We start from the raw sequence: 26300 nt of genomic DNA, 5'->3' as shown, positions 1-26300 counted from the left end.
CATAGGCGTCTCATCGCACGTTACCGACATCCATGAACACGCCTGCCGAAGCCGCACCCCGTCCTGCCCTGCGCGAACTCACGCCCCTCGAAACTCGCGTGCTCGGCGTGCTCGTCGAAAAACAGCATACCGTGCCGGACACGTATCCTCTTTCGTTGAATTCCCTAACTTCGGGCTGCAATCAGAAGACCGCGCGCGCGCCCGTGATGAACGTCAGCGAAGACGAAGTGCTGACGACCATCGACGGCCTCAAGCGTCTGAGCCTCGTCTTCGAAGGCAGCAGCAGCCGGGTGCCGCGCTTCGAGCATAACGTGAACCGTGTGCTCGGCGTGCCGAGCCAGTCGGTTGCGCTGCTCGCGACGCTCTTTCTGCGCGGTCCGCAAACCGCCGCTGAATTGCGCGCGAACAGCGCGAGACTGCATTCGTTTGCGGACATATCATCGGTCGAAAGCTTTCTCGACGAACTCGCCTCGAATGAGCCGCCGCGCGTCGTGAAGCTGCCGCGCACGCCCGGCGAGCGCGAAAGCCGATGGATGCATCTGCTGTGCGGCGAAGTGAACATCGCCGACATGCCTGTGCGTGAAGCGCAAGGCGGCGAGTCGTATTCGCTATCCGAATTCGAATCGTTGAAGTCGGAGCAAAAGCGCCTCGCTCACGAAGTCGCCCAGTTGCGCGCGATGGTTCAGCGCATGGCTGGCGAACTCGGCCTCGAACTCGATCAGCCTTCGCCCGATGCCTGAATCATGGACGAGCCGCTGATTTCGGCATCGCTCGTCTTTCGCGGCGATGGCACGCCGTACTCGCCGCGTCACGACGATATCTATCACAGTGCGGCGGGCGCGCTGGCCCAGGCGCGCCATGTCTTTATCGAAGGCAACGGCTTGCCTGAACGCTGGCGCGGCAAGTCATGCTTCAGCGTGATCGAGACCGGCTTCGGCATGGGCATCAATTTCCTTGCGACGTGGGCGGCCTGGCGTAACGACGCTTATCGCACGGCGACGCTCGACTTCGTTTCGATAGAAAAGCATCCGTTCAGCGCAAACGATTTGCGCGCGGCGCATGCGGCGATCATCGACGACCGCGCGGTTGCGCCGCTCGCTGACTCACTGGCCGCGGCATGGCCGCCGCTCGAACCCGGTCTGCATCGGCTTGCATTCGACGCGGGCGCGGTCACCTTGACGCTCGCTTTAGGCGACGCCGCCCAACTCCTGCCGCGGCTGGCCGATCATGGCGTTGCGGCAGACGCCATCTATCTCGACGGTTTTGCGCCGGCGAAGAACCCGGATATGTGGACGCCCGCGATTTTCGCGTCGCTCGCGCGCATCGCGAGACACGATACGACGTTCGCCACCTATACCAGCGCGGGTGCGGTCAAACGCGCGCTCATGCAAAACGGATTCGCCTATCGCAAAGTCGCGGGCTTTGGCGGCAAGCGTGCGATGCTCGTCGGCAAGCGCTCTTTTCACGGTGCATCATGACCGCAAGCATCGCGAATGCCGTGTTTTCGCCCGGCAAGCTCTCGATCGGCATGACATTGCCCATCACGGACGACGAGCAAGGCGTCGTCGATTTCAGCGAGCAGATCGCGCTCGCGCAACTCGCCGACCGGCTCGGCTTTCGCGCGCTCTGGGTGCGCGACGTGCCGCTCAATAGCATCGATTATCCCGATCCGGTCGGGCATCTCGATCCTTGGGTCTTGCTTGGCGCGCTTGCATCGCAAACGGAGCGCATCGCGCTTATCAGCGGCGCGATCGTGCTGACGCTCAGGCATCCGCTGCATGTCGCCAAAGGCGCGATCTCCGTCGCTACGCTTGCTAAAGGGCGTTTCATTCTCGGCGTCGGTTCGGGCGATCGTCCGCCTGAATATGCCGCGTTCGGCCGCGATCCCGATGATCGGCGCGATCTTTACCGGCGACATTGGGAAACGCTCGCCGCCGCCGTCACCGTGCCTTCGCGCGTGATTCCGGATAACGTTCCCGAAGGCGCGCCCGAGTTCTATCTGTTGCCGCGCCTAAATGCATCGATTCCGCTGCTTGCCGTGGGTTCGGGCGGTCAGAGCGTCGATTGGATCGCACGTCATTCGCTCGGCTGGATGACTTATCATCGCGAGCCGCAAGCGCAGCGAGGCCGCCATAGCATGTGGCGCGCAGCGGTCGATCGCGCGGCCTCCGGCGAATTTCGCGCGTTTGGCGTCGCCATGCGGCTCGATCTCGACGAAGATCCCGACGAGCCCGCAGCGGACATCCCGCTCGGCTATCGCACGGGACGTCGCGGGCTCATCACGGTGTTGCGGGACATGCGCGAAAGCGGCACGCATCACGTCACGCTCAACATAACATCGGAACGCCGGCCGGCGCGCGATATCATCGAAGAAGTCGCGGCTGATGTGCTTCCCGAGTTTCATCGCTGAATCCGCTCGTTCATTGCAACATGCATTCACGACAAGATCATGACTTCAACTTCCAACAACGATATCGTTTCGCTCGACGCCGTTGCGCTCTCGCAATCGATTCATGCACGCGAGATTTCCTGCGTCGAAGTGATGAACGCCTATCTCGCGCAAATCGATCGCCTGAACCCGACGGTCAATGCAATCGTCGCGATGCAGAATCGCGATGCGGTGCTTGCGCTAGCCAACGAACGCGACGCACAGTTATCCAGAGGCGAAAGCCTTGGTCCTTTGCATGGCTTTCCGCAAGCGCCCAAGGATATCTTGCCGGTCGCCGGCATGGTCACGACCAAAGGCTCGCCCATCTATGCAGGCGAAACCAGTCAGGTCGACGCAGTCGTATTCGAACGCGCGCGCAAGGCGGGCGCAATCTTTATCGGCCGCACGAATTCGCCTGAATTCGGTCTGGGCGGTCACACCTATAACCCGGTTTATGGCACCACGCGCAATGCATTCGACCCGTCGCGCTCGGCGGGCGGCAGCAGCGGCGGCGCGGCGGTGTCCGTCGCGCTGCGCATGCTTCCGTGCGCGGACGGCTCGGACATGATGGGTTCGCTGCGCACGCCCGCCGCATTCAACAATGTCTTCGGCTTTCGCACGACGCCCGGATGCGTGCCCTATGCGCCCAGCGACGATGTGTTCTTCCAGCAATTCAGCGTAGCCGGTCCGATCGCGCGCACCATTCCCGATCTCGGCTTGCTGTTGTCCGTGCAAGCGGGCTTCGATACGCGCGCGCCGCTATCGCGCAGAAGCGATAACCCTGCCGCTTTCGTCGATTCGCTGGAGCGCGCAACACACGATACGCGCGATACGCGCATCGGCTGGCTTGGCGATCTGAATGGACACTTGCCGACCGAAGCCGGTTTGATGGATACCTATACGTCGGCGCTGCGCCATTTCGAGAGCGCGGGTTGCATCGTCGATCCTGCAAGTATCGCCTTCGATTTCGATGTTCTCTGGGACGCGTGGATGGATCTGCGCAGCCTTACATTCTCCGGCACGAATGCGCCGCTCTATCGCGACGCTGCAAAGCGCAAGCTGCTAAAGCCCGAAGCAATATGGGAAATAGAACGCGGCCTGAAGTTATCGGGAGAAGATGTATCGCGCGCGGTTCGCGCTCGCGCTGCGTGGTATCAGGCGATCAATGCGCTGTTCGATCGCTTCGATTATCTCGTGATGCCATCCGCTCAGGTATTTCCATTCGACGCCGCGCTGGATTGGCCTCACGTCGTCGCGGACCGGGAGATGGATACGTACCATCGCTGGATGGAAACCGTGGTTCCGGCCACGATGGCTTCGTTGCCCGCCCTGAGCGCTCCGGCCGGCTTCGGGCCGAATGGCCTGCCCGCTGGATTGCAGATCATCGGCCCGACGCAGGACGATCTGGGCGTATTGCAAATCGGGCTCGCCTACGACCGCGCAAGTGGGTATTCGAGCGTGCGCAGTCCGTTGCTTGGCTGACCCATCGCGGTTATCACTATCAGCCCGCAGCGCTCCGGCCGTTCTTGCGCGTGGCTTTCTTGGCCGTCTTGCGGCCGGTTCGCTTGGCTGCCTTCTTTGAAGCTGTGCGGCCGGCCCGCGATGCCGCCCGGGCGCTTTTCCTTCCCGCACTCGAACCCGATGCGGAACCGGCGGCGCCGTCGATCAAAAACGCGCTGCGATCAGGCGCATCCTTGATCCATGCGGGCGGGCGCGCATGACCGCTCCACGTCGCGCCCGATACGGGATCGCGATACTTCGGCGGAAGTCTGGATGCTGTCTTTTTCTTTGCACTGGACGCATTCCCTGCGCCTGCCGGCCGGCCTCGCTTCTTGCCGGTGCCTGAACCGGCTTTCGCGAGATCGTCTGTCGTAATGCCGAATTCGTCCATCATGGCCCGAATCTTAGCGATAACTTCCCCTGACTTTTTCTCGCGCAATGCGTCCGCACGACGCTGCAATTTCTGAATCTGGCCTTCCAGTTGCGCCAGCGTAGCCATCTTCCCTCCTTTAACGTCCTGCATAACCTGACCTGGCCGCGCAAAGAACGCGCGCGACACTTGCAAGACGTTCATCTAATGAATCATTCGACATTTTATTTCCACCACACGCGCATCTTAGCCGCGCAATACGATGATAAGCACTCTTGTGCAAAGTTTATTTGCCTGAACGGGTAAATTTCCAAAATGCATATCATCAGCGCCAAAGCGCGCGATTCAAGCGCCGCTTGACGTGATCAGGCAAATGACGCGCACGCGCGATCGGCGCACCGGCGCGTGCGAATGAAAAACGCGTGCGTTGCGCACGCGTCACGACACTCCTCAGTCCATCAATCGGCGACGACGTCCGATTCCTCTTCGGCAGGCGTCAACGCAAGCGCGAGAATCATTGCACCGCTATTGAGCGGCACCGAGCTGCCGACTCGCCTTGGCCGATAAACCGGCTGTCCGCGCCTGATGGCCTGCCCGCTCAGCGCACAGGTTCCACGCTTGCGGGCGGTGCAGAGCGCCCACACCTGCTCCGAGTAATTGAACGAGGTGGGATCGTGCCAGGACAAGGCGAGTGTCGAATCGCTCAGCCGCTCCAGCACGCGAATATTGACGCAATGTCCCTCCGCCGCTCCTGTGCATGCGCTCTTGTCGGGCACATTGCGTACGAGCGATCGTGTCATCAACGCAAACTTCTCATTCACTTCCAACGGGCGGCTCGAACGGCTGTCGAGCATGGCCAGGGTACGGCTCCAGGGATCCATCAACGATGGATGCTTCATGTTCCGCTCCTGGTGGCGACAACGCACGCCGCAACAGAAGCCGGGGTGGACGTTGCCGGTGGAGTTCCGGGGAATGCGCCGCACGACCCGCTTCCTGAGCCGGTTTGCCGCGCCGCTTCGGATGATCGTTCCTAGAGTAGTACACCTCAGCATGCTTTTGCTTTCATTTTTTCGTGGACAAGCTAGAACATCGCGTCTGCGCGCCGTCCCGCATAGCCGGTGGCGTCATGAATCCGTAAAGGTGCGGAGCCGAACTAATCAGCAGGCAATTAATGCAGATGGCCATGCACGAACGTTCGATTTTGGGCGGGAACCAATGTGGGGCGCGCGCGTGCCCGATTTCGTTTGACCGTTTGCGCACGTTTCGTCCGCATTCGAGGATGCGCGAACTCGCCGATTTCTGACACAATAAAAACCAGTGAACCGCATTTCTCCTGTCGAATCATGACGAGCAAGATCACGATCCATGCCACCATTTCGGCGGACCGCGCGTCCGTCAGCTTCGTTGCGTTCTCCCGCGAGCAGGCGGTTCAGTGCAACATCACACGCAAGGCATTGGAACAGTGCTTCTGGGCGCCCACAGGCGCAAGCGACGAGCGCTTGCTAAAAGCCTTGAGCGATGGCTATGAGCGCATCAGCGCGCGCGTGCATCGAAAGTTTCTTGCGCATCCGTCCAGTTCGGTTCATCTGGACGTCGTCGATTTTGCGTCCTGAAGGCGTACCCGCCTGACACAAGCGGCGCGTGTCAGCGCGCCGCTTGTGTCGCCTTGCGCAGCTTGGCGACATCCTCGGCCTGTACCGCCGGCGTGTTGTTATTCCACGCGCCGCGAACGAAGGTCAGCACGTCGGCGATCTGCCTGTCGTTCAGCACGGGTGCGTAACGCGGCATCGGATAAGGCGCGGGCACGCCATGCAGCACGAGATCGCCGGTGCCGTTGAGCGTCACGTTGATGAGCGACGATGCATCCTTCTCCAACACGTTCGGATTGCCCGCGAGCGGCGCGAGCATCGGCGCAAAGCCGCGGCCGTCCGCGCCGTGGCAATGCATGCAGTAGACGGTATATAAGCGCGCGCCCGAATCCGATGCCGCCGGGCGCGTCAACGATACCTTGCTCGCCTTCGCATCATATGAATAAGGCGCGCGGCTATCGCCACCCGATGCGGGCAAAGACTTGAGATAGCGCGCCATCGCGGCGATATCGGCGTCGCTCAGTTCCTGCGTGCTGTTGTTGATGACGCTCGTCATCGAGCCGAATGCCGATGCATGCGCATTCGCGCCGGTCTTGAGGAAGGTCGCGATATCCTGCTCGGACCATCGTCCGAGACCGGTATTGTGTTCACCCGTCAGGTTGGACGCGAACCAGTTATCGAGCAGGCCGCCGGTCAGATAAGCGCCGCTGCTTTCGTCCAGTCCTTTTTCCTGAAACGCGATGCCGCGCGGCGTATGACACGAGCCGCAATGGCCGAGCCCCTGAATCAGATAAGCGCCGCGATTCCACGCAACATCTTTTCCGGTTTTGTTCTGATAAATGCCCTTGTCGAGAAAAACCGCATTCCATACCTTCAATGGCCAGCGCATGTTGAGCGGCCATTTCATGTCCGGTTCGCGATTGGCCTGTTTCACCGGCGTCACGCCTTGCATGAAATACGCGTAGAGCGCATGCATGTCTTCGTCGTTGATCTTTGCATACGAGGGATAAGGCATGGCCGGATAAAGGTTATGGCCGTCCTTCGCCACGCCGTCGCGCAACGCGCGCGCGAATTCTTCTTCCGTATAGCGGCCAATGCCGGTTTCGGCATCCGGCGTGATATTGGTCGTGTAGATCGCGCCCACGGGCGTCATCATCGGCAATCCGCCCGCGAGCGGCTTGCCGCGCGGGGCCGAATGGCAGGCAATGCAATCGCCCGCCTTGGCGAGATACGCGCCGCGTGCGACGAGCGCATCGTCTGCCGCACGCGCCGAAGACATCATGCCCAATGCGCCCGACGCACACAGCGCCGCAACGAGAGGCTTGAATGCATTTCTCATGACGGCCTCCTCACGCGCTGCGCAATTGATCGCCGACGGGCAACTTCCTCAATCGCTTGCCCGTTGCGGCATGGATAGCATTGGTAATGGCCGGTATCAGCGCGGCCGTGCCCGGTTCGCCGATGCCACCGGGCGCTTCGGTGCTCTTGACGATATGCACTTCCACCGGCGGCGTTTCGTGAATTCGCAGCATTCGATAATCGGTGAAATTGCTTTGCTCGACGCGCCCGTCCTTGATGGTGATTTCGCTATAGAGCGCCGCCGTCACGCCGAATAGAATGCCGCCCTGCACTTGCGCTTCGACCGTATTGGGATTGACGACCATGCCGCAATCCACCGCGCATACGATACGCTTCACCGCGACCGCGCCGTCTTTATCGACCGCGACATCAGCGACGACCGCGAAGAAGCTGCCGAAAGCGTGCATCACCGCAACGCCGCGCCCTTCGCCCTGCGGCACGGATTGCTGCCCCCATCCCGCCGCCTGTGTCGCGACATCGAGCACGTTGAGCGCGCGCGGCGACTTGCCGAGCAGATCGCGCCGGTACTTGACCGGATCGACCTTGGCCTGCACCGCCAGCTCGTCGATGAAGCTCTCGACGACGAAGGTCCCGCGTGTCGGGCCCACGCCGCGCCAGAACGCGGTGGGCACGTTGCGCGGTTCGAGCCGCACGTAATCGATCAACTGATTGGGCAGATCGTAGGGAAGATCGGCTGCGACCTCCACCGCGTCGGGATCGACGCCGTCTTTCACGGCGGGCGGCGCGAAACGCGCGAGGATCGACGACCCGACAATGCGATGCGTCCATGCCACCGGCTTGCCGTTGGCATCGAGTCCCGCCGATATCTTGTCGTAATAGCAAGGGCGATACATGTCGTGCTGAATGTCTTCTTCGCGCGACCACGTCACTTTGACGGGCACGCCGAGCGCCTTGCCGACCTTGAGCGCCTGCGTCGCCATGTCGAATTCGAGCCGCCGCCCGAAGCCGCCGCCAAGCAGATGGTTATGCACGAAGATCTTGTCCGCGGGCAGGCCGGTCGCCTGCATGCCGGCATCGCGAATACGCGTGGGCACTTGCGTGCCGAGCCAGATATCGCAGCCATCGGGGCGCACATGCACGGTGCAGTTGATCGGCTCCATCGTCGCGTGCGCGAGAAACGGCTGGACATAGACCGCATCGACGCGCGTCTTCGCCTTGCCGAACGCGTCATCGACATTGCCTTCCTTGCGCGCGACGGCGCCCCCACGCTGCGACGAATTCGCCATGTCATCGACGAGCTGCTTCGTCGATACGCTGGCGCTCGCGCCTTCGTTCCATTCGATCTTCAACGCGGCCGCGCCGCGTTTCGCGGCCCAGGTATGATCGCCGATCACCGCGACGCCATTGTCGAACCGCACGACCTGACGCACGCCGGGAATCTTTTTCGCATGGCTGTCATCAACGGATGCGAGCGTGCCGCCGAATACCGGGCAATTGACGATCGCGGCGTACACCATGCCGGGCAGGCGCACGTCGAGACCGAACATCGCCGTACCATCCACCTTTTCCGGCGAATCCAGCCGCCTGACCGGCGTTCCGACGATCCTGAAGTCCTTCGGGTCCTTGAGCTTGATATCCTGCGGCACCGGCATTTTCGCGGCCGCTTCGGCGAGCTCGCCATAACTCGCGCTGCGATCTCCCGATGCAAGCATGACCTTGCCATCCTGCGCATGACACGACGATGGATCGCATTGCCATTGCTGCGCCGCTGCCGCCACGAGCATCATGCGCGCGGCCGCGCCGGCCTTGCGCATCGGCTCCCATGCATAGCGCACGGAAGTCGAGCCGCCCGTCAACTGACCACCCAAGAGCGGGTCCGTGAAGAGCGCTTCATTGGGCGGCGCATGATCGATCGTGACGTTGTCGAGCGGCACGTTCAGTTCTTCGGCGATCAACATGGGCAGCGCGGTATAGACGCCCTGCCCCATTTCGACTTTCGGCACGATGAGCACGACCTTGCCGCTCTTGTCGATCTGCACGAAGGCATTCGGCGCGAACACGCCTTCTTGCGGCGTCTCGATGCCATCTCCGCCAATCACGGACTTGCCCTTGCCTTGATCCTGACTCGCGGCGGGCAAGCTGAAGCCGATCAGCAAGCCGCCGCCCGCAGCGACGCCCGCCGTCACGCCGAACTTGAGGAAAGCACGGCGCGAAAACCCTGCGCGCGCCGCGTGACGCCCCGCTTCGATCAATCCTTGCGACATGTCACGCCTCCTTCGCGGCCTGCTTGATGGCGGCGCGGATGCGGTGATAGGTGCCGCAGCGGCAGATATTGCCCGCCATCGCGGCATCGATATCGGAGTCGTTGGGATCGGGGACGGTCGTGAGCAAAGCGGCTGCGGACATCACTTGTCCGGACTGACAGTAACCGCATTGCACGACATCGAGCTTGCGCCAGGCTTCCTGCACTTTCTTGCCTGCGGGCGTGGCGGCAATGCCTTCGATCGTCGTGACTTTACGATCGCCGACGGCAGCGATCGGCAATACGCACGAACGGACGGCGGCGCCATCGAGATGCACCGTGCATGCGCCGCATTGCGCGATGCCGCAGCCGAATTTGGTTCCGGTGAGACCGACGATATCGCGCAATACCCAAAGCAGCGGCATGTCGGGCGGCGCATCGACCGTATGGGTCTGGCCATTGATGGAAAGCGTGGTCATGAGCGCTCCGGCTTATAGGTGGTGTCGGCGGATATCGCAAATGGCCGGCTGCGTGGGGACAGTCGGCTTTTAAGGCTTGGGGATTGTAGCGCCGCTTTTAAAAGCGAGCATGAATGGCGATGTTTCAAGAAAAGTTTTGTAATTGCATTGCCTGAAAGTCCGGCGTGCTTCTATTCGTGATGCGGCTATTGCCTTTGAAGGGGGTAAAGAAAAAGACGGTTAGTTGCAACGTAAATGCGAATGCTATGCGAAGTTATCGCTCGCCGAGGCTCATGGTTTCATCGAGCAATGCGCGCAAGCGGGCGACCCGTTTCAGATCGCGGTGATAACCGAGCCATACGTCGCGTCCCGGCGGCGCTTCGCCGAGATCGAAGCGCACGAGACGCTTATCGGCATCGCCAAGGCGGCATGGCAAGACCGCGAAGCCCGCGCCCAGCGCGCACATCCGCGCCTGCGCTTCGCGGTTATTGCTGCCGAAAACGATGCTCGCCCTGGGCAACATGCGCTTGATCCAGACCACATCCGGCAAATGATCGAATGCGCTATCCATGCTGATCAGCGTCTGCCCTTCTCCATTGCCTATTTCGGGCGAGCCGAGATGCGCGCAGCCATACAGCGCGTAGTCCATATGCATGAGCTTGCGCTGCACGATGTCCGGCTCGTCGAACGGCGTGATGCGAAAAACCAGATCCGCTTCGCGCCGCGCAAGGTTATAGCGGCGCGCATCGGTAACGAGCTCGATCGATACTTCCGGATGCTTCGCCAGAAAGCGCGCGAAGACTGGCGTGAGCACATGCACCCCAAACCAGTCCGACGACGAAACGCGCAGCGAGCCGGTGAGCTTGGCCTCCTGCCCCGCGAGCGCGCGCGTAAAGCCGAGCGCCTCTTCCTCCATGCGCTCCGCATGCGAGAGCACGGCCGCGCCTTCGTCGGTGAGCACGAAGCCGTCGCTCGTGCGCTGGAACAGCACGTGGCCCAGCGCTTCTTCGAGCGCGCGCAGACGCCGTCCCATTGTCGGCTGCGTCTGGCCGATCATGCGCGCTGCCGCGCCCAACGTCCCGCATCGCGCGATCGCGAGGAACACGCGCACATCGCTCCATTCGAGATTCGACCCATTCATTTTCGTATGACCGTCGTGCGCGTTTGTCGATTTACATGCTTCGCTGCATGGCGGAGTATGAACGTATCGCAAGCAACGTTCAATCTTCTCGGGAGCCTTCGATGTCCACCATGCAAGCACTCGTTCTGAATCGTCATCAGGGTCCGCTCGAACTCACCGAGCTGAATCGTCCCGAACCCGGGCCCGGCGAAGTACTCGTGCGTATCGCGGCGAGCGGGCTGAATCCGCTCGACATGAAGATTCGCGCGGGCGAAGCGGCTCACGCGAAACATCCGCTTCCGCTCGTGCTCGGCATCGATATGGCGGGCATCGTCGAAGCGGTCGGCGCGGGCGTCGATGCATTCAAGTCGGGCGATGCGGTCTATGGCATGACGGGCGGCGTCGGCGGCATTCAGGGAACGCTCGCGCAATACGCCGCGGTCGATGCAGCGCTGCTCGCGCACAAGCCCGCGAATCTTTCGATGCGCAGCGCGGCCGCCTTGCCGCTTGCGTTCATCACGTCTTATGCGGGCATCGTCGATCGCGCACGGTTGCAGGCGGGACGCACCGTGCTCGTGCAAGGCGGCGCGGGCGGCGTGGGTCATGTCTCCGTGCAACTCGCACGCGCACTCGGCGCGCACGTATTCGCGACCGCGAGCGAACGCGATCATGATTACATTCGAAGCCTGGGCGCGACGCCGATCGATTACCGCGCGGCGAACGTCGAGCAATACGTGGCCGCGCATACGGGCGGCGCGGGTTTCGATCTCGTCGTGGATACGGTGGGCGGCCCTTCGCTCGATGCTTCCTTCGCGGCGGTCAGACACTTCGGTCATGTCGTGAGCGCACTGGGATGGGGCACGCATGCGCTTGCGCCGCTGTCGTTTCGCGAGGCCAGCTATTCGGGCGTCTTCACGCTGTATCCGCTGCTGACGGGACAGCATCGCGCGCATCATGGCGAGATGCTGCGCGAAGCAACACGGCTTGCCGAAGCGGGCACACTAACGCCACGCATCGATGCGAGACGTTTCGCTCTGCGCGATGCGGAGCGTGCTTACGAAGCGCTATCGGATGGCACGGCGCGCGGCAAGATCGTCGTCGATGTCGATGCCGCGCTCGCCGGATGAAGTCTCAGCCGAACACGCCCGCGAGCCCGAGCAACGCGCTTGCGGCGACGAGGTAGATCGGATTGAGCTTGCTGCGATACGCCACCGCCGCGCACACCACCGTGCAAAGCGTGCGAGACAGGTTCACATCGGTTTCGCGCGCGAACACATAAGCCGCCGATACGAGCAGCCCGACCGTCACGGGTGCGAGCCCTTTGCGAATCGCGGTCACGATGCGCGAATCCTGCCGCCGCTCCACCCATGCGCTCACGAAATACGCCATCAATGAAGAAGGGAGAATCTTGGCGACGGTCGAGACCAATGCGCCGGCGAGTCCCGCCGCCTGAAAGCCGATGAGCGCGACAGCCATGCCGTTCGGCCCCGGCGCGGCCTGCGTGATGGAAAAGAACGTGACGAACTGCTCGCCCGTGACCCAGTGACGCGTATCGACCGCATAGCGCTGGATATCGGCGAGTGTCGCATTCATGCCGCCCACGGCGAGCAGCGACCAGATCGCGCCATGCACGAAGAGATCGGCGAGTGTGCTCCACATCGCGTCACTCCTTGCGCGCGCGGCGCAGCATTGCGATCGTGCCGAGCGGGCCGAGCACGGCAAGCACGATGAGCAAGGGAATCTTCATGATCGCGATGGCGATGAACGTCCCCGCCACGAGCACGATGCTCGCCGCACCGCGCGGCAGACTCGTCACGAGCTTCAATACCGTCGCGATCACGAGCCCCGTCGCCGCGGGCATGAGACCCGCGAAAAGATGCGCCGTGACGGGTGCGTGCCCCCATCGCGCATAGGCGTAGCCGACGCCGATCGTAATGATGGTCGGCGCGAGATACAGCGCGAACACCGCGATGGCCGCGCCCTTTGCGCCATGATATTGCCGCCCGAGCACCGTCGCGATGTTCGCGACGTTCGGCCCCGGCAGCAATTGCGCAAGCGGCAATAACTCGGCGAATTCGCGATTCGTGAGCCAGCCCAGTCTTTCGACCAGCATGCGCCGCGCCCACGGCAACACACCGCCGAAGCCCGTCAGTCCAATGAAAAAGAAAGCTTTGAAAAGCGCGAACGAAGTGGGCGTAGGCGGCGTGCCGGATGGCGTCACTTCGCTCGAAACGGCGGCGGGCGATATCTCGTCGATCGTATGGGCAGTCATCGCGATGCGTGCGGTGTAAGAGAGGCGCGCCTATATCTTGGCCGTTTCGAACGTGGCCGGATGAAAGACCTCTCCGATCGTCAGGCGGCGCTTCGATAAGCCTTGCGAATGATGATGGCGCAGGAAGGTCTCGAGTGTATCGCGGTTCGCCTCGATGCCGTACGACCAGTGATCGTCGCCCATCAGTTCGCGTGCGGCTTTCAATTGCTCTTCGACGAAAGGCAGCGTGACCTTGGTCGCCGATGTATCCGAGAGACGCGCGAGCGCCACGCGCTTGGCCTCGGTGAAGGCCTTGAGAACTGCGGCCGGCAGCCAGGGATGCGCTGCCACGAGCGTCTTGCGAATGCCCACGACATGCATGATCGGAAACACACGCGTGCGACGATAATAGTCCTTCGCCGCCGAGGTCGGATCGCGAAACAGCCAGCCGACGTTCGGATTGGTCGCCGCGCAGCCGGGCGGGCGCGGCGCCATGAAGCCGTCGATATCGCCGCGATCGAGCATCGCCGAGATCGTGTCGTTTTCGGGTGCGGCTTCGAGACGGATATCGGACGGCAGATCGAGTTTGATCTTCTCCGGACGCCCCGGCTCGTCGATGCCGCCGCGCACCCACTGCACATCGGCCGGCTTCACGCCGAAGTCGTCTTCGAGCACGGCGCGCGCCCATACATTCGCCGTCAGTTGATATTCAGGCAGGCCGATGCGCTTGCCTTTCAAATCCTCCGGCCGCTCGATGCGGTCCCTGCGCACATAGATGGACGTATGGCGAAAGGCGCGGGAAAGAAACACCGGTATCGCAACGTAAGGACACGAACCCTCCGCCGTCTTCACCGCATAGCTGGAAAACGACAGCTCGCTGATATCGAACTCTTCGTGGCGAAACGCGCGAAAGAACATCTCTTCGGGCGTGAGCGTCATGAAGACGGGCTCGGCGCCGTCGATCTGCACCTGGCCGTCGAGCAGCGGACGCGTTCTGTCGTAGTCGCCCATCGCGACGGAGAGTTTGAGGTTTCCGATCATCGTGTGAATCTCCTGCAGTGTGCGTACATGGATCAGACCAGGGAATGCAACAGGCCGCGGTTGACCTTGCGGCGCAGGAATTCGAAGTTGATTGCGAACTGCTCGGCGCGCGTCACGGCGTCGTGCAGACGCGCCACGTCTTCCGGCGAGAAGGTTTCGCCGGTGCCGCCCGCCGCCTTGGTCAGCAATTGAATGCGGCAGGCATTGTCCAGAAGAAGCGACAGCACGACCGATTCCTCGATCGAGCGCCCCACGACCGCGACGCCGTGATTGCGCATCAGCACGGCCTTGCTCGACCCGAGCGCGCGCGCCACGCCCGCGCCCATCTCCTGCGTGCGAATCAGGTTCATGGTGTCCGTGTAGTACGGCAGGCCATCCGCGAAATGCACGCTCGGCTGGCTGATCATTTCGAGCGGCTGGCCCGTTGCCGAGAGCGCGACCGCATGCGTCGGATGCGCGTGGATCACGCTCGTCACATCGGGCCGCACCCTGAAGATCTCCGAGTGAATGAAGACCTCGCTATGACGGCGTCCACCGCCGCTCACCTTCTCGCCTTCGAGATTGCAGACGACGATGTTGTCCTCGGTGATCTCGTCGAAGCCGTGGCTATGCGGCTTCATGAGGAAATGCGTGGGATCGCCCGGCACGCGCACGGAAATGTGCCCGCGCGTGAGATCGCCCTGGCCTTCCGCTTCGAGAATGCGGCCGGCATCGATCAGTTTCTGCTTTGCTTCGTTGAGAGTCATGGTGTCGTCCTGCGTTCGAGTAATGAAACGGCTAGTAGCGCCCGCCCACCGCGGCCTTCGCTTTGGAAAGCACATCGGGCGGTGTCTTGTAGAGCTCGTCGAGCAACTGGTCCATGCGCTGCCACGAAACGGGGCGCACTTCGAGGCCCATGCGCTTCGCTTCGGCGAGGAATTGCGGGTCTTTCACGGTCTGCTCGAACGCCTGGCGCAACGCGGCCGTGCGTTCCGGCGGAAGGCCGGGCGGCGCCGCGAACGGGCGCGCGAATACCTGGCTCGCGACGATCACCTTCAGCACCTGCCGGGTCTGATCGTTGGGCGCGAGATCGAGAAGCAGCGGCACGTCGGGCAGTTCGGGATGTTTCTCCAGCGCGACCTGCACGAGGATGTTGATCTTCTTGCCCGAGATCCAGTCGGGATGCCGCGTTTGAATCGTGCTCCACGACACGCCGCATTCACCGTCGATTTCGCCGCGCTCCATCGCAAGCGCCGTTTCGTTGCTGCCCGGATAACCCGTGACGAGCTTCAGTTTCGAGTTGAAGAGATTCTTGATCGTGGAGGCGATCACGTCAGGGTCGGAGCCCGCGCCCTGTCCGCCCATGCGCGCTTCCTTGTCGACGAGATCCTTGAACGTCTTGACCGGCGACGTATTCCACGTCACGCACAGACTCACGTCGCTCGTGATGCTGCCGAGCCACGTGAGCTTGCGCGCATCGAAATTCGCATCGCCGAGAAGCGGCTGTTCGGGCATCGTGCGCCCGAACGTGCCGAAGGTCGCGCCATCTTTCGGCGCGATGCCGTAGAGATAATTCACGGCTTTCAGACTGCCCGCGCCCGGCATGCTTTGCGGCGTGATCGTCGGCTTGCCCGGCAGAAAATTGCCGATGTACTTGCCGAGCAGACGCGCATACGTGTCGTAGCCGCCGCCGACGGAGTAGCCGATCGTCATCGTGACATTGCGGCCGTTATAGAAGTCCGCCACCGATTCGGCGGCCGCGCGGCTCGCGAGCGGCGCGCACAGCATCATGCCCGCGAACGTGAAAGCCGCCGCGCGTGCAGCCGTTCGAAAGCCCGTGCGCGATGGGAACTGCGAGAGTCGATCGTTCATGGTTTTGCCTCCACCAGTGATGACCGGCTGGCCAGAGCGATCCCGCCGCCGGTGTCTTGTGATTGCATGCGTCATCAGACCAGACCGCCGAGTTGGCGCAGCGCCGGCCACCAGTCGCCGATCAGCGCTTGCGGCCACGGCGTCGAAAAGATGCGGCCGAAAACGAGCCATAAAGCGATCGTCATCGCGATCGATAACACGGCCGATGTGCGCCAGCGTTCGCCGAACTCGAAGCGCGCGACGAGCAGCATGAAGATCAGCAAGCCGGGCAGCAATCCGATGACGGCGGCCGTGCCGAGCGCGCCCGCGATCCATCCGAAGAAGCGCACGCCGCGCAGATAGATGGTCCGTGTATCGAGCGACGATGCGAGGCCGTCGTGCAGCGAAGGATCGCCGTGTGCGCCGAACGCTGCGCTTGCCGTCGGGCCCGCATGCGTCTTCGCCATCGCGTTGGCCGCGGTATCGCCCTGGCTTTGCGGTGCGTCGAATGGTGCGCCCGCGCCGGCCAGCGCAAGCTCGCCCATCGGCGCGGAGGTGTCGAACGAAGGCGATGCTTTCGCTTCGGCGCTGACCGCTTCACGCATGAACAACTGCTCGATCAGCACGATGCAGCAGAACACGAGCGCGGCTGCGGCGCAGGTCATCGGCATGAGGCTCGCAGCGAAGGCCCAGTCGCGCGCGACCGTCATCGCGACGATCACGAGGGCCGTGAGGATCAGCGTGAAGACGATCTGCCAGTCGAAGCCGCGCAGCCGCAGCTTGAACGAAGGCGCGAGCGCTGCGCGCGACGGCGCGCCCGAACGCGTGCGCCAGGACTTGCGCAGACCCTTGATCGTGGGGCCGAGCACGACCCACAGCGCGGCAAGCAGAATCACGATCACGACGGGCCGCGTGAACAGGCCGATGCCATAGATCTCGTGAGAGATGAAGTAATAACGCTCGAAGATGCTGCCGAGCACGAGCCCGAGAATGAGCGGCGGACGCGGCCAGTTCAGCCGCTTCATGATCCAGCCGACCGCGCCGAACAGCACGAGCGAGCACAGATCGCCCCAGCTCTGACTCGCATTGAACGAGCCGAGATAGACGATCGCGACGACGAGCGGAATCAGGATGCCGACACGCACCGTCGCGAGCCGCGAAAACAGGCTGCTGCTCGAAAGACAGATCACCGCGCCCATGATGTGCGAGATGGTCAGCGTCCAGATGATCGTGTACGTCACGTCGAGATGCTTGGTCAGCATTTCGGGCCCCGGCGTGAAGCCGTGCATGATGAAGGCCGAGAGCAGCAGCGCCATCGACGCGCCCGCCGGCATGCCGAACGCGACGGTCGGAATCAGATGGCCGCCCTCCTTCGCGTTGTTCGAGCTTTCCGATGCGATGACGCCGCGAATATCGCCCTTGCCGAAGTTCTCCGCGTTCTTCTCGGTGCGAATGGCATGACCGTAGGCCATCCAGTCGATGACCGCCGAACCGATGCCCGGCACCGCGCCGAGCAACGCGCCCAGACCGCTGCATCGCAGGATGAGCCACCAGTGACGCGCCGCGTCCATCACGCCGTCCCATTGCGTGCTCGCGCGCACGCCGGGCTGCGGTTGCGCACGCGCGATGCCGGTGCGCTCGATCGCCATGTCCGCGAGTTCCGGCAGCGCGAAGATGCCGAGCGTGACCGGCACGATCGGCAGATGGTCCCAGAGATACAAGGTGCCGAAGGTCCAGCGCAGCGTGCCCGTTTGCGGATCGGAACCGATCAGCGAAAGCATCAGGCCGAACGAGGCCACCGCGAGACCTTTCATGGGCGCCTTGCCCGAGAGCGTCGCGACCATCGACAGCCCGAAGATGCACATCGCCAGCAATTCCGCCGAGCCGATGTAAAGCACGATCAGGCGCAATACCGGAATCGCGAGCGCAAGCAGCAGCGCGCCGAAGATGCCGCCCGCGAGCGACGACGCATAGCCCGCGCCGAACGCGCGCCGCGCATGACCCTGCTTCGCGAGCGGATGCCCGTCGAGCACCGTGGCCGCGGCGCCCACGGTGCCGGGCACGCCGAACAGCACGGCGGGAATGAAGTCGGACACCGTCGTGACGGCGGCCATGCCGAGCAACAGCGCGAACGCCGTGTAGCCGTCGAGGTGATAGGTGAACGGGATGAGCAGCGCGAGCCCGACGATCCCGCCCAGGCCCGGCACGACGCCGAGCGCGAGTCCGAGCAGCACGCCGCCCAGCATGATCCCGAGACGCAGCGGATCGAGGATCAGGGTGAGCGCATGGAGGGCGGCGTCGAGCATCAGCGCGCCTCCGCTTGAGCTTGCAGCGCGGCACGACAGCGGCCGTGACAACGCGATCGGGTGCTTGTGGGTCGCATCTCGAGTCTCCGGTGATCGCCCGGCTGCGTGGCCGGGCGTTTATAGTCGAACCGCCAGTCTTTCTGCTCGCCGCAGCGCGACGCGCGCCGCTATTCGAAGATGCGCACCAGATCCTGCGCGATCGGCGAATACTTCGCGTGCGTGCGCAGCATGAAGCTCGAGAAGCCGTCGCTGTTGTGGTGCTTCTTGCGTTCGTTCGGCAAGTCGATGCATGCGTTGCGAACGGGATCGCGCACGAGACCCATCGGGTCTTCGCCCGCTTCGACCTTCTTCAGCTCGCGGCGCAGCATGCGGCGATAGATTGCGAGGCCCTGATCGGACGCGCCGAGGTTCTCGCGCGTGCGGTCCGCAATCGCGCCCTGGGTGATCCACGCCATCATGTCCTGCCCGTCCACGTTATCGACGATGAACTCGCCGTCTTCGTCCCTGAATGGCACGTCGTAGGTATGCAGGCGCTCGGTGAGACGCGCCGGCACGTCGATGCCCTTCGGCGGAAGATAGGCGTTGTACCAGAGGTGCAGCGTATGCTCGTCATCGACCGGCACGCGAATCTGGAACGAGTAGTAGCGCGAAGCCTCGTCGCCATTGCCCACGGCGAGCATGTTCGGGAACACGATCGGATGGCCGATGCGCCAGTCGTCCGAGTCTTCCGAATGCCCCGCGAGCAGACGATGTTTCGTCACGCCGAATTCGAATTCGTTGAAGGCGATCTTCTCGTGCTTCGCGCTGATCGCCACCTTCACGCCTTCCTGCTCTTTCTGGAACTCATAGTGATGACCATGCAGCCACTCGGTATGAATCGGATCGACCGAGTTCTCCATGATCTGCAGCCAGTTCACCGGCAAAAGCGCGCGGCCCATCATGCGGATCGCGCCCGGCGCGACGAAGCCGTCGAAGCGCGGCAAGAGCGGACGCGGCTCCGGTCCCATATACGCAAACAGCACGCCGCCGAGCTCTTCTACCGGATACGCATCGGTCGCGACCTTGTCGCGGAAAGCGCAGTTGTCCGGCTCGTTGGGCTGATCGAGGCACTTACCCTCTGCGCTAAACTCCCAGCCGTGATACGGGCAACGGATGCCCTGCTCCGTGGGAATGCCGTGCGCGAACGACGCGCGCCGGTGCGGACACTGCTCCGCGATCAGGCCGCGCCTTCCCTGCCGGTCCCGAAAGAGCACGAGATCCTCGCCGAGCAGACGCACGCGCTGGGTCCACTTGTCGTCGAGTTCCGATGCCGCCGCGAAGGGTTGCCAGTAACGACGCAACAGCTTGCCCATCGGCGTGCCTGGTCCGATGCGCGTCAATGTTTCGTTTTGTTCTGCCGTGAGCATGAATCGATTCCCGTATGTTTGGAGAAAGCCGCCGGAGGCACGCGACGCCGCCGGCCTTGAAATCCATACTATGCTTAGGTACCTAACTTAAAAATCATGGAAAGTACTAAGTGGGATCGCGCACGCCTGAAAAAGCCGTCGCGCGCAATACGGCTCTATATATAGGCGATGTTCGGCACGATTGACCGTCGCACGGCGGGATCCGGATTCACCCTAACATACGGGTCGTTGACAAATTTAACTTAGTTATCTAAGTTTACGAAAAGGCATCCACGCATGCCGGAGACAGGTGAGAGGATGAACAAGAGCGAGCAGAAGATTCCACGCGACCCGCAACCGGGCACGCTCAAACACTGGCGCGAGGCGCTGCCCGAAGAGCGCATGGCGCATCTCGTCAAGGATGCGGCGCGCGGCTTTTCGCGTTCCTTACAGGCTCGTCTCAAAGAGCATTCGGTGCTCTATGGCCACTGGACGTTTCTGCGCATCCTCTGGCAGACCGACGGCCTCACGCAGCGGCAGTTGAGCGAGCAGGCGGGCGTGGCCGAGCCGACCACGTTTTCCGCATTGAAGACGATGGAGAGTCTCGGCTATCTCACGCGCCAGAAGCTGCCCGACAACCGCAAGCAGGTGCGCGTCTTTCTCACGCCGAAGGGCGTCGCGCTGCGCACCATGCTCGTGCCTTATGCGATCGATGTGAACCGCATCGCGCTCGCGGGCATCACGCAGGAAGACATCGCGGCGACGCGGCGCACGCTCCTCGCGATGATCGAGAACCTGGCCGCCGACGACGTCGCCGCGCCGAAGAACGGCCGCGATCCGGCCAATGGCGAACTCAGCGAGGATTCACTGTGACGAACTCGAACGCCGCAGGGAAGACCGTGCGCATCGGCATCGTCGGCTTCGGCACGGCGGGGCGCGCGTTCGTTCCCGCCATCATCGGGCATCCGGGCTTCGTCTTCGCCGGGTTCGCCGATCCGTCCGCGACGGTGCGCGAGACGGGCGCGCGCGAGTTCGGCGTGACGGCGTATGAGAGCATTGACGCGCTGATCGAACACGGCGCGCTCGATGCGATCTATGTCGCTTCGCCGACCACGCTGCATCGCGCGCATGTGGAGCTTGCAGCGGGCGCGCGCAAGCACGTGCTCGTCGAGAAGCCGATGGCCGCGAATCTCGACGATGCCCGCGCGATGGTCCGCGCCGCTGATGCCGCGGGCGTCGTGCTGCTCGCCGGTCATTCGCACAGCTATGACCAGCCGATTCATGCGATGCGCGCGCTCATCGACTCGGGCGAACTGGGCCGCGTGCGCATGGTGCATACGTGGTGCTTCACCGACTGGATCTACCGCCCTCGCCGCCCGGACGAACTGGATGCCTCGCAAGGCGGCGGCGTCACCTTGCGCCAGGGCTCGCATCAGTTCGACATCATTCGCCTGCTCGCGGGCGGCGCGGCGCGCAGCGTGCGCGCGAAGACCTTCGACTGGGACCCGGAGCGACGCGCGATCGGCGCGCACACGGTGTTCATCGAGTTCGACGACGGCGCGGCCGCCACCGCCGTCTATAACGGCTATGGCCGGTTCGCGAGCGCGGAGTTGTGCTTCGACATCGGCGAATGGGGCTTTCCGGCGCAATCCCGCGCGAGTGCGAAAGCGACGAAACCCGCGAGCCTCGAAGACGAATTGCGCGCGAAAGCCGAACGCGCGCGCCATGCGATTCCCGCGAGCGCGCCGCATCAACCCTTCTTCGGCCTGACGCTCGTGAGTTGCGAGCGCGGCGAGATGCGCCAGTCGCCGAAGGGGCTATTCGTTTATACGAGCGACGGAAAACGCGAGATCGAACTGCCGAACGACGTTTCGCCGCGCGAACTCGTCATGCGCGAATTCCACGACGCCATCAGCGGACATAAGCGCGCGATTCACGATGGCCGCTGGGGGCTTGCGAATCTCGAAGTGTGCGCGGCGGCGATCGCATCGTCCGAACGTGGCGAAGAGGTTTATCTGAAGCATCAGGTCGCACTCGCGTGACCGCCTGATTACCTGATCGAACTGTGATGAATACACTTAGCATGCCTGACAAATTGAGTACCGCCGATGCGACACTCGCGCTCACCGTCACGGACAAGCGCGAGATCGCCGAAGATATCTCCCTGTTCGAATTGCGCGACGCCGGCGGCGGCACGCTGCCGCCCTTCACCGCCGGCGCGCATGTGCTCGTGCACACGCCCGCTGGCATCGCGCGGCGTTATTCGCTGTGCAACGATCCCGCTGAACGCGACCGCTATGTGATCGCCGTGAAGCGCGATACCGCGGGCGGCGGCGGCTCGGTCAGCATGGCGCGCGACGTTCACGCCGGTGCGCGGCTCGACGTGTCAGCGCCAATGAACTACTTCGCGCTCGAACACGATGCCGCGCGCTATTTGCTGATTGCGGGCGGAATCGGCATCACGCCAATGCGCGCGATGATGGCTGAACTCGCCGCGCGCCATGCCCATTTCGATGTGATCTATTGCACGCGCTCGCCCGAATCGACGGCATTTCTCGAAGAACTCAAAGGCGGCGATCTGGCTGCGCGCGTGCGCGTGCATCACGATTTCGGCGATCGCGCGCAATCGCTCGCCATCGCGCCGCTCCTGGCCGTTCGTTCCGGAAATACACAACTCTATTGCTGCGGCCCGCGTCCTCTGATGCAGGCGGTGCGCGACGCCGCTTCGCACTGGCCCTCCTCCGCCGTGCATTTCGAAGACTTCGGCACGAGCGCCCATGAAAACGCCGCGGGCGAAAAGCCGTTCACGGTGCGGCTTGCGCGCACGGGCGGATGCGTGAACGTCGCGCCCGGCGAAACCATTCTCGACGCCTTGCGCGCGAACGGCATCGATACGCCGAGTTCATGCGAAGCGGGCACCTGCGGCTCGTGCAGAACGCGTCTGCTCGCGGGCGAAGCGGATCATCGCGATTTCGTGCTCGACGACGACGAGCACGCCTCGGAGATCATGATCTGCGTATCGCGCGCCTGCTCCGACGAACTCGTGCTCGACCTCTGAACGCGTCTGTCTGAACGATGACGACGATGAGACGCGATTCCATTCTCACTCATCGTAAATTGTGGGGGTATTAGCGCCGTGACATGCGCTTCGTCTTTACTCTTGAAAGTATTAGACGAACGATAAAAGGTGACGTCATGGCGTCCCAGACGGAACTCAGGCGCTTTACTTCCAATCTCGCCGACGAACTCGATAGCGCGGCGCTCTACGATACGCTTGCCCAAGCCGAGAAGCAGGAGGACAAGCGCCGTGTCTACGCGGACCTGGCAGCGGCCGAACGCCGCCATGCCGATATATGGGCCGCGAAGCTCAAGGCAAACGGCGTGCCGGTGCGAGCGCATCGAGTCGGTGCAAAAACGCGCATGCTTCGCGCGCTCGCGCGTGCGTTCGGCCCCGACTTCGTGCTGCGCTCCGTCGCCGCGAGCGAAATGGCGGACCGCGACAAATACGCAGGGCAACCCGATGCGGCGCAGATGTCGGCGGAAGAGCGGCATCACGCGGACATCGTGCAGGAAGTGGCGAACCGCAACAAGGGCTTGAGCAAAGGCGGCGCGATTGCGGCGGCGGAGTCGTGGCATCGCGGTGTGGCGTCGGGCAACGACTTGCGCGCCGCCGTGCTCGGTGCGAACGACGGTCTCGTATCGAACTTCTGTCTCATCATGGGCGTCGCGGGCGCGGGCACCGACAGCAAGACGGTTCTGCTCACGGCGTTCGCCGGACTGATCGCGGGCGCGGCGTCGATGGCGCTTGGAGAATGGCTATCCGTCACGAACGCACGAGAACTTGCGCGCACGCAGATCGCCAAAGAGCGCGACGAACTCGATCACATGCCCGATGCGGAGCGTCACGAACTCGCGCTCATCTATCAGGCCAAAGGCATCGACGCGGCCGAAGCGAGACGCGTTGCCGCGCAGATCATGCGCGACAAGGACAAGGCGCTCGATACGCTCACGCGCGAAGAGCTCGGCCTCGATCCGCGCGAGCTGGGCGGCAATCCGTGGACAGCCGCGCTCGCGTCGTTCACGCTGTTCGCAATCGGCGCGATGTTTCCGGCGATTGCGTTTCTATGGGCGAGCGGCGCGCAAGGCATCGCACAGTGCATCGTGCTGAGCGGCCTCGGGCTCGCGGGCATCGGCGTGTTCACGTCGCTCTTCAACGGTCGCGGCGCGCTCTTTTCCGCCGTGCGACAAGTGCTGATCGGGATGATCGCCGCGGGCTGCACATTCGGCCTCGGCAAGTTGCTGGGCGTATCGCTTTCATGAACGATACGCCGCGCAATCGCACGCGCGGCGCACCGTATTCAAGTACTCAGATCTTGAACGACTCGAACGTCTCCGGCGCGAAGATTTCTTCGGGCTCAAGCAGGTGTTTCGACAAACCCTGCTCGAACGAATAACGCAGAAACGTGCGCAGATTTTCGCGGTTCTGGTCGAGCCCGTACGGCCAGAAATCGTCGCCCATTTCCTTGCGCGTCGCTTCGACATGCGCGTTCAGCCACGGCAGCATCGACTTGAGCGCGGCTGTTTCGTTGAGATCCGCATACGTGCGCCGCTGCGATTCGATCAACGCCTTATAAAGCGATTGCGCGGCCCAGCGATTCGCTTCATAGACCTCACGCCTGAGCACGACCGTATGCATGATCGGGAACATCTTCGTGTCGCGGAAATACTGACGCTCCACGTCGATATAGTTTTCGAAAAGACGCTTCACGCGACCCTTGCCATTCACATACGACGACGGCATGCGCGCGGTATAGAGCGCATCGATTTCACCGTCGAGCAGCATCTGCGAGAGCGTCTTGTCCGGACCGATCTGCTCGACGCGAATGTTCGACGGCAGATCGAGCTTCAGTTTCTCGGGGCGATTCGGTTCCTCTTCGCCGCCGGTGTAATACGTGACGCTATCGACGGGCACGCCGTAATGGTCCGACAGAATGCCGCGAATCCACACAGGCGCGGTCATCTGATACTCCGGGTTGCCGATGCGCTTGCCGATAAGATCCTGCGGCTTTTCGATGCCCGAATCCGCATTCACGTAGATGCACGAGTGACGGAAGAAGCGCGACGGAAACACCGGAATCGCGATGAACGGGCGCGGCTCGCGAAAGCACGACATCGTGTACGACGACAGCGACATCTCCGATGCATCGAACTCGTGATGCCGCAGCATGCGAAAGAAGGTCTCTTCCACCGGCATGTTCAGATAGTTGAGATCGATGCCGTCCGGCTGCACGCTGCCGTCCATCAATGCGCGCGTGCGGTCGTAATTCCAGCATCCGAAGGTGAGTCTCAGTTTGGACAAGGTCTGCTCCTGGCAGCGTGGTAGGAATTCATGCGGCGCACTTCAATGCGATGCGGAGTTCAATAGAACTGGTCGAAATGCACCTGCTCGAACGGCACTTTCAACGCGACGAGCGCTCGCTGGATCGCCGCGCCCATTGCGGGCGGGCCGGCGAAATAGATCTCCATGTCGCGCAGGTTCTCGCCGAAGAGCGATTCCGCCACCGTGTGCACGAAGCCGACGTGGCCGTCCCATGCGGTTTCGCTGTCGGGCGCGACATCGGACACGGCAGCCTGGAAATGCAGACGCTCCGCCCATCCCGGCAATGCTTCGAGCATGTCGCGGCCGCAGACGTCGCGCGGCGTGCGGCCGCCATAGAGGAAGTGCAACTTGACGTCGTCGAGCGCGGGCTCGGCCGCGACGCCGCGCGCGATCGAGATCATCGGCGCGAGGCCCGAGCCGCCGGCGATGCAGAGAATGTCGCGCTTCACGTCGCGGCGCAGATAGGCCATGCCATAAGGCCCGTCGATATCGATGCGCGTGCCGATCTCGATGGAATCGAAGAGCACGCCCGTGCCCTGCCCGTTCGGCACGCGGCGAATCTGAAAGTGCAGTTCGCGCGGACCGGCCGTGTGATCGGCGATATTGCTCATGGAGTACGCGCGCGGGCCTTCGACGGCAGGCAGCGTCAGAAGCGCATACTGGCCCGGCTCGAAAGGCATGTCGCCCGACAGCGTGAAGCGGAATTCCTCGATGTCATGCGTGATCGCGCGGCGCTCGCTGAGCGTGGCGCTCACGCGGCGCGGCGCGTGCCTCGGCGCGTATTGCGCGGAAGGACGCAGCTTGATCGTGCAATCGCCGCGCGGCGCGCTTTGACAGCCGAGATAACGGCGGCGCTCGCGATCCTTCGCGGTCCAGCCCGGCGCGTCCGGCCACGCCACATCGACCTCGCCTTCTATCAGCTCGAACTTGCAGTTGCCACATGCGCCCACGTTGCATTCGTAAGGAAACGCGATGCCCGCGCGCAACGCCGAACGCAGCATCACATCGCCGCTCGCGCATTCGTACGTTTGATCAGATGCTGCGAGCGTGATGCGATGTGCGTGGCCGTCCGAATGCATG

General features: G+C 62.9%; 24 protein-coding genes and 1 pseudogene. 10 read left to right on the top strand and 15 right to left on the bottom strand.

What is annotated here, in order from left to right; translation table 11 throughout:
• The first annotated feature begins 32 nt into the window (after positions 1-32).
• From LY284_RS30525 to LY284_RS30510, 4 genes and pseudogenes are all read left to right on the top strand, one after another.
• Positions 33-740, top strand: coding sequence for a YceH family protein (locus LY284_RS30525; protein WP_233389900.1), 708 nt, complete (start codon positions 33-35; stop codon positions 738-740).
• 3 nt (positions 741-743) lie between these two features.
• A pseudogene (mnmD, locus tag LY284_RS30520) lies at positions 744-1454 on the top strand (tRNA (5-methylaminomethyl-2-thiouridine)(34)-methyltransferase MnmD); the annotation flags it as partial.
• Between the two features lie 20 nt (positions 1455-1474).
• Positions 1475-2410, top strand: a complete 936-nt coding sequence (locus LY284_RS30515) for an LLM class oxidoreductase (RefSeq protein ID WP_233389899.1) — start codon at positions 1475-1477, stop codon at positions 2408-2410.
• Between the two features lie 39 nt (positions 2411-2449).
• Positions 2450-3910, top strand: coding sequence for an amidase (locus tag LY284_RS30510; protein ID WP_233389897.1), 1461 nt, complete (start codon positions 2450-2452; stop codon positions 3908-3910).
• Between the two features lie 19 nt (positions 3911-3929).
• Here LY284_RS30510 and LY284_RS30505 read toward each other — a convergent pair whose 3' ends face one another.
• A complete protein-coding gene (locus tag LY284_RS30505; protein WP_233389895.1) occupies positions 3930-4502 on the bottom strand; it encodes an H-NS family nucleoid-associated regulatory protein in 573 nt (190 codons plus the stop codon).
• A 254-nt stretch (positions 4503-4756) separates the two neighbouring features.
• Positions 4757-5197 carry a DUF3331 domain-containing protein gene (locus tag LY284_RS30500; RefSeq protein WP_231927964.1) on the bottom strand — a complete coding sequence of 147 codons (441 nt, stop codon included), beginning with the start codon at positions 5195-5197 and terminating at the stop codon, positions 4757-4759.
• Between the two features lie 345 nt (positions 5198-5542).
• On the opposite strand from LY284_RS30500, the gene LY284_RS30495 reads away from it, so the two are divergent.
• Positions 5543-5911 carry a DUF1488 family protein gene (locus tag LY284_RS30495; protein WP_233389893.1) on the top strand — a complete coding sequence of 123 codons (369 nt, stop codon included), beginning with the start codon at positions 5543-5545 and terminating at the stop codon, positions 5909-5911.
• Positions 5912-5942: 31 nt separating this feature from the next.
• Here LY284_RS30495 and LY284_RS30490 read toward each other — a convergent pair whose 3' ends face one another.
• From LY284_RS30490 to LY284_RS30475, 4 genes are all read right to left on the bottom strand, one after another.
• Positions 5943-7226, bottom strand: coding sequence for a cytochrome c (locus LY284_RS30490; RefSeq protein ID WP_233389891.1), 1284 nt, complete (start codon positions 7224-7226; stop codon positions 5943-5945).
• A gap of 10 nt (positions 7227-7236) precedes the next feature.
• The gene (locus LY284_RS30485) at positions 7237-9471 is read right to left on the bottom strand and encodes a xanthine dehydrogenase family protein molybdopterin-binding subunit (protein WP_233389889.1); all 2235 of its coding nucleotides are present in this window, start codon (positions 9469-9471) and stop codon (positions 7237-7239) included.
• A gap of 1 nt (position 9472) precedes the next feature.
• On the bottom strand, positions 9473-9928 hold the full coding sequence (locus LY284_RS30480; RefSeq protein ID WP_014252580.1) for a (2Fe-2S)-binding protein: 456 nt from the start codon (positions 9926-9928) through the stop codon (positions 9473-9475).
• A 253-nt stretch (positions 9929-10181) separates the two neighbouring features.
• Complete coding sequence (locus LY284_RS30475; protein ID WP_053571526.1) at positions 10182-11048, bottom strand: LysR family transcriptional regulator; 867 nt, start codon at positions 11046-11048, stop codon at positions 10182-10184.
• 101 nt (positions 11049-11149) lie between these two features.
• On the opposite strand from LY284_RS30475, the gene LY284_RS30470 reads away from it, so the two are divergent.
• Positions 11150-12154 carry a zinc-dependent alcohol dehydrogenase family protein gene (locus LY284_RS30470; RefSeq protein ID WP_233389887.1) on the top strand — a complete coding sequence of 335 codons (1005 nt, stop codon included), beginning with the start codon at positions 11150-11152 and terminating at the stop codon, positions 12152-12154.
• Between the two features lie 4 nt (positions 12155-12158).
• On the opposite strand, the gene LY284_RS30465 is transcribed toward LY284_RS30470, so the two are convergent.
• From LY284_RS30465 to LY284_RS30435, 7 genes are all read right to left on the bottom strand, one after another.
• Entirely contained in the window at positions 12159-12686 is a 528-nt protein-coding gene (locus tag LY284_RS30465) for a chromate transporter (RefSeq protein ID WP_014252583.1), read from the bottom strand.
• A 4-nt stretch (positions 12687-12690) separates the two neighbouring features.
• Entirely contained in the window at positions 12691-13299 is a 609-nt protein-coding gene (locus LY284_RS30460) for a chromate transporter (protein WP_233389885.1), read from the bottom strand.
• A 30-nt stretch (positions 13300-13329) separates the two neighbouring features.
• On the bottom strand, positions 13330-14316 hold the full coding sequence (locus LY284_RS30455) for an ABC transporter substrate-binding protein (RefSeq protein ID WP_233391071.1): 987 nt from the start codon (positions 14314-14316) through the stop codon (positions 13330-13332).
• A 35-nt stretch (positions 14317-14351) separates the two neighbouring features.
• Entirely contained in the window at positions 14352-15065 is a 714-nt protein-coding gene (locus LY284_RS30450; RefSeq protein WP_233389883.1) for a class II aldolase/adducin family protein, read from the bottom strand.
• A 31-nt stretch (positions 15066-15096) separates the two neighbouring features.
• Complete coding sequence (locus tag LY284_RS30445) at positions 15097-16170, bottom strand: tripartite tricarboxylate transporter substrate binding protein (RefSeq protein WP_053571531.1); 1074 nt, start codon at positions 16168-16170, stop codon at positions 15097-15099.
• Between the two features lie 74 nt (positions 16171-16244).
• The gene (locus LY284_RS30440; protein ID WP_233389881.1) at positions 16245-18455 is read right to left on the bottom strand and encodes a tripartite tricarboxylate transporter permease; all 2211 of its coding nucleotides are present in this window, start codon (positions 18453-18455) and stop codon (positions 16245-16247) included.
• Between the two features lie 167 nt (positions 18456-18622).
• The gene (locus tag LY284_RS30435) at positions 18623-19861 is read right to left on the bottom strand and encodes an aromatic ring-hydroxylating dioxygenase subunit alpha (RefSeq protein WP_045461213.1); all 1239 of its coding nucleotides are present in this window, start codon (positions 19859-19861) and stop codon (positions 18623-18625) included.
• 297 nt (positions 19862-20158) lie between these two features.
• Here LY284_RS30435 and LY284_RS30430 point away from each other — a divergent pair, with 297 nt between their 5' ends.
• The 4 genes from LY284_RS30430 to LY284_RS30415 all read left to right on the top strand — a co-directional run bounded on the left by LY284_RS30430 (position 20159) and on the right by LY284_RS30415 (position 24160).
• Positions 20159-20713, top strand: coding sequence for a MarR family winged helix-turn-helix transcriptional regulator (locus LY284_RS30430; protein ID WP_053571533.1), 555 nt, complete (start codon positions 20159-20161; stop codon positions 20711-20713).
• Complete coding sequence (locus LY284_RS39120) at positions 20710-21882, top strand: Gfo/Idh/MocA family protein (protein ID WP_233389878.1); 1173 nt, start codon at positions 20710-20712, stop codon at positions 21880-21882. Before LY284_RS30430 ends, LY284_RS39120 begins: the two co-directional genes overlap by 4 nt.
• A gap of 41 nt (positions 21883-21923) precedes the next feature.
• Complete coding sequence (locus tag LY284_RS30420; protein ID WP_233389875.1) at positions 21924-22898, top strand: PDR/VanB family oxidoreductase; 975 nt, start codon at positions 21924-21926, stop codon at positions 22896-22898.
• A 137-nt stretch (positions 22899-23035) separates the two neighbouring features.
• The gene (locus LY284_RS30415) at positions 23036-24160 is read left to right on the top strand and encodes a VIT1/CCC1 transporter family protein (protein ID WP_233389873.1); all 1125 of its coding nucleotides are present in this window, start codon (positions 23036-23038) and stop codon (positions 24158-24160) included.
• 46 nt (positions 24161-24206) lie between these two features.
• Here the strand turns inward: LY284_RS30415 and LY284_RS30410 are convergent, their stop codons facing one another.
• A complete protein-coding gene (locus LY284_RS30410) occupies positions 24207-25199 on the bottom strand; it encodes an ABC transporter substrate-binding protein (protein WP_233389871.1) in 993 nt (330 codons plus the stop codon).
• Between the two features lie 59 nt (positions 25200-25258).
• The gene (locus tag LY284_RS30405; RefSeq protein WP_233389869.1) at positions 25259-26299 is read right to left on the bottom strand and encodes a 2Fe-2S iron-sulfur cluster-binding protein; all 1041 of its coding nucleotides are present in this window, start codon (positions 26297-26299) and stop codon (positions 25259-25261) included.
• Position 26300 lies beyond the last annotated feature (1 nt).

The sequence above is a fragment of the Caballeronia sp. PC1 genome, assembly GCF_021353155.1.
GTDB classification, from domain to species: Bacteria; Pseudomonadota; Gammaproteobacteria; order Burkholderiales; family Burkholderiaceae; genus Caballeronia; species Caballeronia cordobensis.
Note: the sequence above shows the minus strand (reverse complement) of the source record. Positions and strands in the feature narration are given on the sequence as shown.

Bases quoted from the DNA above. Each gene is read 5' to 3' on its own strand.
- LY284_RS30525 (WP_233389900.1), top strand. From the start codon at position 33: ATGAACACGCCTGCCGAAGCCGCACCCCGTCCTGCCCTGCGCGAACTC.
- LY284_RS30515 (WP_233389899.1), top strand. From the start codon at position 1,475: ATGACCGCAAGCATCGCGAATGCCGTGTTTTCGCCCGGCAAGCTCTCG.
- LY284_RS30510 (WP_233389897.1), top strand. From the start codon at position 2,450: ATGACTTCAACTTCCAACAACGATATCGTTTCGCTCGACGCCGTTGCG.
- LY284_RS30505 (WP_233389895.1), bottom strand. From the start codon at position 4,502: ATGAACGTCTTGCAAGTGTCGCGCGCGTTCTTTGCGCGGCCAGGTCAG.
- LY284_RS30500 (WP_231927964.1), bottom strand. From the start codon at position 5,197: ATGAAGCATCCATCGTTGATGGATCCCTGGAGCCGTACCCTGGCCATG.
- LY284_RS30490 (WP_233389891.1), bottom strand. From the start codon at position 7,226: ATGAGAAATGCATTCAAGCCTCTCGTTGCGGCGCTGTGTGCGTCGGGC.
- LY284_RS30485 (WP_233389889.1), bottom strand. From the start codon at position 9,471: ATGTCGCAAGGATTGATCGAAGCGGGGCGTCACGCGGCGCGCGCAGGG.
- LY284_RS30480 (WP_014252580.1), bottom strand. From the start codon at position 9,928: ATGACCACGCTTTCCATCAATGGCCAGACCCATACGGTCGATGCGCCG.
- LY284_RS30475 (WP_053571526.1), bottom strand. From the start codon at position 11,048: ATGAATGGGTCGAATCTCGAATGGAGCGATGTGCGCGTGTTCCTCGCG.
- LY284_RS30470 (WP_233389887.1), top strand. From the start codon at position 11,150: ATGTCCACCATGCAAGCACTCGTTCTGAATCGTCATCAGGGTCCGCTC.
- LY284_RS30465 (WP_014252583.1), bottom strand. From the start codon at position 12,686: ATGTGGAGCACACTCGCCGATCTCTTCGTGCATGGCGCGATCTGGTCG.
- LY284_RS30460 (WP_233389885.1), bottom strand. From the start codon at position 13,299: ATGACTGCCCATACGATCGACGAGATATCGCCCGCCGCCGTTTCGAGC.
- LY284_RS30450 (WP_233389883.1), bottom strand. From the start codon at position 15,065: ATGACTCTCAACGAAGCAAAGCAGAAACTGATCGATGCCGGCCGCATT.
- LY284_RS30445 (WP_053571531.1), bottom strand. From the start codon at position 16,170: ATGAACGATCGACTCTCGCAGTTCCCATCGCGCACGGGCTTTCGAACG.
- LY284_RS30440 (WP_233389881.1), bottom strand. From the start codon at position 18,455: ATGCTCGACGCCGCCCTCCATGCGCTCACCCTGATCCTCGATCCGCTG.
- LY284_RS30435 (WP_045461213.1), bottom strand. From the start codon at position 19,861: ATGCTCACGGCAGAACAAAACGAAACATTGACGCGCATCGGACCAGGC.
- LY284_RS30430 (WP_053571533.1), top strand. From the start codon at position 20,159: ATGAACAAGAGCGAGCAGAAGATTCCACGCGACCCGCAACCGGGCACG.
- LY284_RS30420 (WP_233389875.1), top strand. From the start codon at position 21,924: ATGCCTGACAAATTGAGTACCGCCGATGCGACACTCGCGCTCACCGTC.
- LY284_RS30415 (WP_233389873.1), top strand. From the start codon at position 23,036: ATGGCGTCCCAGACGGAACTCAGGCGCTTTACTTCCAATCTCGCCGAC.
- LY284_RS30405 (WP_233389869.1), bottom strand. From the start codon at position 26,299: ATGCATTCGGACGGCCACGCACATCGCATCACGCTCGCAGCATCTGAT.